General features: G+C 68.6%; 8 protein-coding genes and 1 tRNA gene. 8 read left to right on the top strand and 1 reads right to left on the bottom strand.

All coding sequences use genetic code 11. The annotated features are described in order from the left end of the window. Positions 1-208 precede the first annotated feature (208 nt). The 5 genes from VFO68_RS17095 to rplA all read left to right on the top strand — a co-directional run bounded on the left by VFO68_RS17095 (position 209) and on the right by rplA (position 3,020). Positions 209-281 (top strand) — tRNA-Trp (locus VFO68_RS17095). Between the two features lie 34 nt (positions 282-315). Next, positions 316-807 carry a preprotein translocase subunit SecE gene (gene secE, locus VFO68_RS17090; protein ID WP_325159294.1) on the top strand — a complete coding sequence of 164 codons (492 nt, stop codon included), beginning with the start codon at positions 316-318 and terminating at the stop codon, positions 805-807. A 31-nt stretch (positions 808-838) separates the two neighbouring features. Continuing rightward, on the top strand, positions 839-1,705 hold the full coding sequence (nusG, locus tag VFO68_RS17085; protein ID WP_325159293.1) for a transcription termination/antitermination protein NusG: 867 nt from the start codon (positions 839-841) through the stop codon (positions 1,703-1,705). A gap of 80 nt (positions 1,706-1,785) precedes the next feature. After that, positions 1,786-2,217, top strand: coding sequence for a 50S ribosomal protein L11 (gene rplK, locus VFO68_RS17080; RefSeq protein ID WP_325159292.1), 432 nt, complete (start codon positions 1,786-1,788; stop codon positions 2,215-2,217). 80 nt (positions 2,218-2,297) lie between these two features. Further along, positions 2,298-3,020 carry a 50S ribosomal protein L1 gene (gene rplA, locus VFO68_RS17075; protein ID WP_325159291.1) on the top strand — a complete coding sequence of 241 codons (723 nt, stop codon included), beginning with the start codon at positions 2,298-2,300 and terminating at the stop codon, positions 3,018-3,020. 42 nt (positions 3,021-3,062) lie between these two features. On the opposite strand, the gene VFO68_RS17070 is transcribed toward rplA, so the two are convergent. Next, the gene (locus VFO68_RS17070) at positions 3,063-3,770 is read right to left on the bottom strand and encodes a hypothetical protein (protein WP_325159290.1); all 708 of its coding nucleotides are present in this window, start codon (positions 3,768-3,770) and stop codon (positions 3,063-3,065) included. Positions 3,771-4,035: 265 nt separating this feature from the next. Here VFO68_RS17070 and rplJ point away from each other — a divergent pair, with 265 nt between their 5' ends. From rplJ to VFO68_RS17055, 3 genes are all read left to right on the top strand, one after another. Further along, entirely contained in the window at positions 4,036-4,590 is a 555-nt protein-coding gene (rplJ, locus tag VFO68_RS17065; protein ID WP_325159289.1) for a 50S ribosomal protein L10, read from the top strand. Between the two features lie 36 nt (positions 4,591-4,626). Beyond that, on the top strand, positions 4,627-5,019 hold the full coding sequence (gene rplL / locus VFO68_RS17060; RefSeq protein ID WP_325159288.1) for a 50S ribosomal protein L7/L12: 393 nt from the start codon (positions 4,627-4,629) through the stop codon (positions 5,017-5,019). A 174-nt stretch (positions 5,020-5,193) separates the two neighbouring features. Next, positions 5,194-5,884, top strand: a 691-nt coding sequence (locus tag VFO68_RS17055) for an ABC transporter ATP-binding protein (RefSeq protein ID WP_325159287.1), incomplete at its 3' end; no start/stop codon positions are given.

Below are 5,884 nucleotides of genomic sequence, written 5' to 3'. Positions count from 1 at the left end.
TGTCGCCGACTCACTGATCCCACCGATGCGCGCTGACACACGCCGTGCTGCCATGCGCTCATGGTGTCAGACGAGTCGGTTGGGGAGGCGCGCAGGTGTTGCCGTAGACTGCGGAACTTGGAACGTCACGGTCAGCCCCACGGTTACAGTGGGGAGGGTCTTTGACGTCCACCAAACGCGGCTCTCGAAGATCCTCCGGTGGCCGCGTAGGGGCGTAGCTCAACTGGCAGAGCAGCGGTCTCCAAAACCGCAGGTTGCAGGTTCAAGTCCTGTCGCCCCTGCACCAGAACCATGATCGCGAGCGGAGGAACTGGCGTGGCCGACGACCGGAACACGGAGCCAGAGGAGAACGGGCAGAAGCGCCCGTCTCGTCCGGTGACCGCCGCGGCCCGGCGGGACCGGCGGGCCGCTGCACGGCCGACGGCCCGTAAGGACGCGGAGGGCGAGACCGCGGAGACGACCGCGAAGCCGAGCCCGAAGGGCAAGACCGGCCCGGCGACCAAGGACAAGGCCCAGCGCGCGGCCAGGGCCAAGGGCAAGGCCGAGAGCGTGACCAAGGCGCCGGACGCCAAGGGCCGGCCGACCCGGTCCCGGGACGAGAGCAAGGCCGCCCGGCCCGGGCTGCTCGCCCGGGGGTTCCGCTTCCTTCGCGAGGTGGTCTCCGAACTGCGCAAGGTCATCTGGCCGACCCGCAAGCAGATGATCACCTACACCACGGTCGTGCTGGTGTTCCTGGCCGTGATGACGGCCCTGATCTGGGCCATGGACATCGTGCTGATCAAGGGCGTGACCTGGCTGTTCGGCTGAGGCCGGACGCAGAAAGGAAGCGAGACACATCGTGAGCTCCGACAACGGCACCGTTGGCAGCGAGGAGCGGAGCGGCCTGCCCGGCGACGTCGACTTCTCCGACGGCGCCGACCGGGCCGCACCCGCTCAGGCCGACCTGGCCACGCCCGCGGAGGCCGAGGAGCCTGCCTCGTCCGACGACGGTGACCTTGTCGTCACCGAGGGGGCCGTCACCGAGGAAGCCGTCGCCGAGGAAGCCGAAGCCGTCGCCGAAGACGCTGTCGGCGAGGACGCCGAACAGGGCGAGGCCGAGGAGGATCCGGCGGCGGAGATGCGGGAGGCGCTGCGCCGGGCGCCCGGGGAGTGGTACGTCGTGCACTCCTACGCCGGCTACGAGAACAAGGTGAAGGCCAACCTCGAGACCCGTATCCACTCGCTGGACATGGAGGACTTCATCTTCCAGGTCGAGGTGCCCACCGAGGAGGTCACCGAGATCAAGAACGGGCAGCGCAAGCAGGTCCAGCGCAAGGTGCTGCCCGGCTACATCCTCGTCCGGATGGAGCTCAACGACCCGTCCTGGTCCGCCGTGCGGAACACGCCGGGGGTCACCGGGTTCGTCGGAGCGACGTCGCGGCCCTCGCCGCTGTCCATCGACGAGGTGCTGAAGTTCCTTCTCCCGCAGGAGCAGCAGGCCAAGCCGGCCGCCGGCAAGGCCGCGGCCACGCCGGCCAAGGGCCCGGTCGTGGAGGTGGACTTCGAGATCGGCGAGTCGGTGACCGTGATGGACGGCCCGTTCGCCACGCTGCCCGCCACGATCAGCGAGGTCAACGCGGACGGGCAGAAGCTGAAGGTGCTGGTGTCGATCTTCGGCCGGGAGACGCCGGTCGAACTGTCGTTCAGCCAGGTCTCCAAGATCTGACCGGTCCTCGCACGAGGACCGGCAGGCATCCGGCCGCTGCCATTCGGCCGGGTGAACATCGGGAACTTAGGGAAAACGGAATGCCTCCGAAGAAGAAGAAGCTTGCGGCGATCATCAAGCTGCAGATCACGGCCGGCCAGGCCAACCCGGCACCGCCGGTCGGCCCGGCGCTGGGCCAGCACGGCGTGAACATCATGGAGTTCTGCCGGGCCTACAACGCCGCGACCGAGTCGCAGCGCGGCACGGTGGTGCCGGTCGAGATCTCGGTGTACGAGGACCGGTCGTTCGACTTCAAGCTCAAGACCCCGCCCGCCGCCAAGCTGCTGCTCAAGGCCGCCGGCGTGGAGAAGGGCAGCGGCGAGCCGCACCGCCTCAAGGTCGCCAAGGTGACCTGGGACCAGGTGCGCGAGATCGCCGAGCAGAAGAAGACCGACCTCAACGCCAACGACATCGAGCAGGCCGCCAAGATCATCGCCGGCACGGCGAGGTCCATGGGCATCACGGTCGAATAGGGCCGTAGCGACCAATCAAACACCGTGGGAGGGCCGGCGCTGGCCCTGACCACAACTGATCCGTGAAGTGAGGAACAGCAATGGCAAAGCGCAGCAAGGCTTATCGCGCGGCCAGTGAGCTGGTGGACCGGGAGCGGCTGTACTCGCCGCTGGAGGCCGCCAAGCTCGCCAAGGAGACCAACAAGGTGAAGCTGGACGCGACCGTCGAGGTCGCCATCCGGCTCGGCGTCGACCCGCGCAAGGCCGACCAGATGGTGCGCGGAACGGTGAACCTGCCGCACGGCACCGGCAAGACGGCCCGCGTCGTGGTGTTCGCCGCGGGCGACAAGGCCGCCGAGGCCGAGGCGGCCGGCGCCGACGTGGTGGGCGTCGAGGAGTTGATCGAGCGGGTGCAGGGCGGCTGGACCGACTTCGACGCCGCGATCGCCACTCCGGACCAGATGGCCAAGGTCGGGCGGATCGCCCGCATCCTGGGTCCGCGCGGTCTGATGCCGAACCCCAAGACCGGGACGGTGACCATGGACGTCGGCAAGGCGATCCAGGACATCAAGGGCGGCAAGATCAACTTCAAGGTGGACAAGCAGGCCAACCTGCACCTGGTGATCGGCAAGGCGTCCTTCGACCCGGAGAAGCTGGTGGAGAACTACGCCGCCGCGCTGGACGAGGTGATCCGGGCCAAGCCGTCCGCGGCCAAGGGCCGGTACCTCAGGAAGGTCACCTTCAGCACCACGATGGGCCCGGGCATCCCGGTCGACCCGGCCCGCACCCGCAACATGCTGGCCGACGAGGCGCCGGTCGCCTGAACCGAACAGCTCTGAAGGGCGGTCCCGGCTCGGGGCCGCCCTTCAGCAGGTTTCGGGCCGGTGCCCGGTGATCACCCACTGGTCGTTCTCGATGCGGCGCAACGTGAACTCGCCGAGTTGCGGGCCGAACTTGACCTGGCACGAGCTCACCACCGCGACCGTGCCGACCGGCACCTCGCCCAGTTCGGCCCCCGGAAACGGCTCGGCGTAGGCGTTGCGCCAGCCCGGCACCGACTTGTCGATCTGCGCGTGCAGCTTGGCCACCGCCGCCTTGCAGTCCGGCGCGCCGAAGTCTTCGGCGAACTGCCGCTCCGCACCGTTCTCGAACTGACCGCAGACGAACTCGTACTCGTTGGGCGCCCGGTCGTTCTGCGCGATGTGCGAGTAGACCTGCCGAACGGTGCGCTTCGGCGTGGTCTCGTGCAGCACGTTGGTCTTGTTGGTGCCACCGCCGGTGACCGACGCGGGCAGGTTCTCGCTGTCGTCGCCGAAGTAGTAGTCGTAGGCGAAGTACAGGCCGAACAGCACGATCGCCAGCAGGGCCAGCCGGCGCACGGTGCGGCTGGTGAGCACGCGTTTCCACAGCGGGCGCGGAGCCGGGGCCGGCGGGATCCCGCCGTGCTGCCGCATCAGCTCCTGGAACTGCTGGAACTGCTGGAACTGACGCACCTGCTCGGGATCGACCGGCGGTGGACCACCGGGCGGGGGCAGCGCCGGCGGTGGTCCCGGCTGGTGCTCGTTTTCGCGCACGACTCTCATCATGCAGGTCGATTTGGATAGCCGACACCCGGTCCCGTAACCTGTTCGAGGTTCTACCGAAGACCGCTGGTCCCTCCCGCCCTCGGGCCGGGAGGCGAAGGTCCCGCCGAATGGGCGGGCGGCCCGCGCAGGAGGACGAGGATCGTTCGGGCACATCTGTGCTCATCACGCCCCGTGCTGCTGCGCCGGGGCGTTCGTCGTCTCCGGGGCCCTCGCGCACCACTGGTCACCAGTCACCAGAGAGGAGGCGACGCTCATGGCGAAGCCGGACAAGGTGACGGCAGTCGCCGAGATCGCGGACCGGTTCCGCACCAGCTCGGCGGCCGTCATCACCGAGTACAGCGGCCTCACCGTGTCTCAGATCACCAACCTCCGTCGCTCTCTCGGCACCGGCGCGACCTACCGGGTTGCGAAGAACACCCTGGTCAAGCGGGCCGCGGCGGACGCGGGCGTGCAGGGTCTCGAGGAGCTGTTCGTCGGCCCCACCGCCATCGCCTTCGTCACCGGCGAGGCAGTGGACGCCGCGAAGGCGCTTCGGGACTTCGCCAAGGACAACAAGGGCCTGGTCATCAAGGGCGGCTACATGGACGGCCGCCCGCTCTCCGTCGAAGAGGTCACCCAGATCGCCGACCTCGACTCGCGGGAGACGACCCTGGCCAAGCTGGCGGGCGCGATGAACGCCGTCCTGGCGAACATGGCCGGCCTGTTGGCCGCGCCCGCGTCCGAAACGGCCCGGCTGGTCGCCGCGCTGGAGGAGAAGAAGTCGGGCGGGGACACCCCCGCGGCGGCCGACGCTCCGGCCGAGAGCTGAACGATCCCAACCCACAGCGAGAGAGGACCCGCCACCATGGCGAAGCTCAGCACTGACGAGCTGCTCGACGCGTTCAAGGAGATGACGCTGCTCGAGCTCACCGAGTTCAAGAAGGCCTTCGAGGACACCTTCGACGTGACCGCGGCCGCCCCGATGATGATGGCCGGCCCGGCTGGTCCCGGTGGCGGCGCCGGCGCCGAGGCCGCCGAGGAGAAGGACGAGTTCGACGTCGTTCTCGAGGCCGCGGGCGACAAGAAGATCCAGGTCATCAAGGTGGTCCGCGAGGTCGTCTCCGGCCTGGGCCTGAAGGAGGCCAAGGAGCTGGTCGAGGCCGCGCCGAAGCCGGTTCTGGAGAAGGTCAACAAGGAGGCGGCGGACGCCGCCAAGGAGAAGCTGGAGGCCGCTGGGGCGACCATCTCGCTCAAGTGACCTGCTGAGCGCTCGACAACCCCCACGGGGCCGGATACCGAGACGGTAACCGGCCCCGTGTGTCGTGTTTGACCCCAGCCCCGGCGGGGTACCTCGCGTTTCCCAACTGGCGAGTAACCCATGCGCGTCCGACTCGTTGCACCTGGGTGAGGCCGACATGACCGGGAGGGCTGGATGGGCGCCGAGGTGGTGGTCGAAGGCCTGACCAAATCCTTCGGCCGGCAGGCCATCTGGCGCGACGTGACGCTCACGCTGCCGGCCGGCGAGATCAGCGTGTTGCTCGGCCCGTCCGGCACCGGCAAGTCGGTGTTCCTCAAGTCGATCATCGGATTGCTCAAGCCCGACCGGGGCCGGTGCGTGGTCAACGGCGTGGACATCGTGACGTGCTCCGAACGCCAGCTCTACGAGGTGCGCAAGCTGTTCGGGGTGCTGTTCCAGGACGGCGCGCTGTTCGGCTCGATGAACCTCTACGACAACGTGGCCTTTCCGCTGCGCGAGCACACTCGCAAGAGCGAGGCCGAGATCCGCCGGATCGTCCTGGAGAAGCTGGAGATGACCGGCCTGCAGGGGGCCGAGCGGAAGTTACCGGGGGAGATCTCCGGCGGCATGCGCAAGCGGGCCGGTCTGGCCCGGGCGCTGGTGCTGGATCCGGAGATCATTCTGTGCGACGAGCCGGACTCGGGGCTGGATCCGGTGCGCACGGCCTACCTGTCGCAGCTGCTGGTCGACCTCAACGCGCAGATCGACGCGACGATCCTGATCGTCACGCACAACATCAACGTGGCTCGGACCGTGCCGGACAACCTGGGCATGCTGTTTCGCCGGGAGCTGGTCATGTTCGGCCCGCGCGAGGTGTTGCTGACCT

The sequence above is a fragment of the Actinophytocola sp. genome, assembly GCF_035712165.1.
Taxonomy (GTDB): domain Bacteria; phylum Actinomycetota; class Actinomycetes; order Mycobacteriales; family Pseudonocardiaceae; genus DASYTH01.
The sequence above is the reverse complement of the archived record's forward strand: the minus strand, read 5'-3'. Positions and strand labels throughout refer to the sequence as shown.

Coding starts and splice junctions, on each gene's coding strand:
- rplK (WP_325159292.1), top strand. CDS start 1,786: ATGCCTCCGAAGAAGAAGAAGCTTGCGGCGATCATCAAGCTGCAGATC.
- rplA (WP_325159291.1), top strand. CDS start 2,298: ATGGCAAAGCGCAGCAAGGCTTATCGCGCGGCCAGTGAGCTGGTGGAC.
- rplJ (WP_325159289.1), top strand. CDS start 4,036: ATGGCGAAGCCGGACAAGGTGACGGCAGTCGCCGAGATCGCGGACCGG.
- rplL (WP_325159288.1), top strand. CDS start 4,627: ATGGCGAAGCTCAGCACTGACGAGCTGCTCGACGCGTTCAAGGAGATG.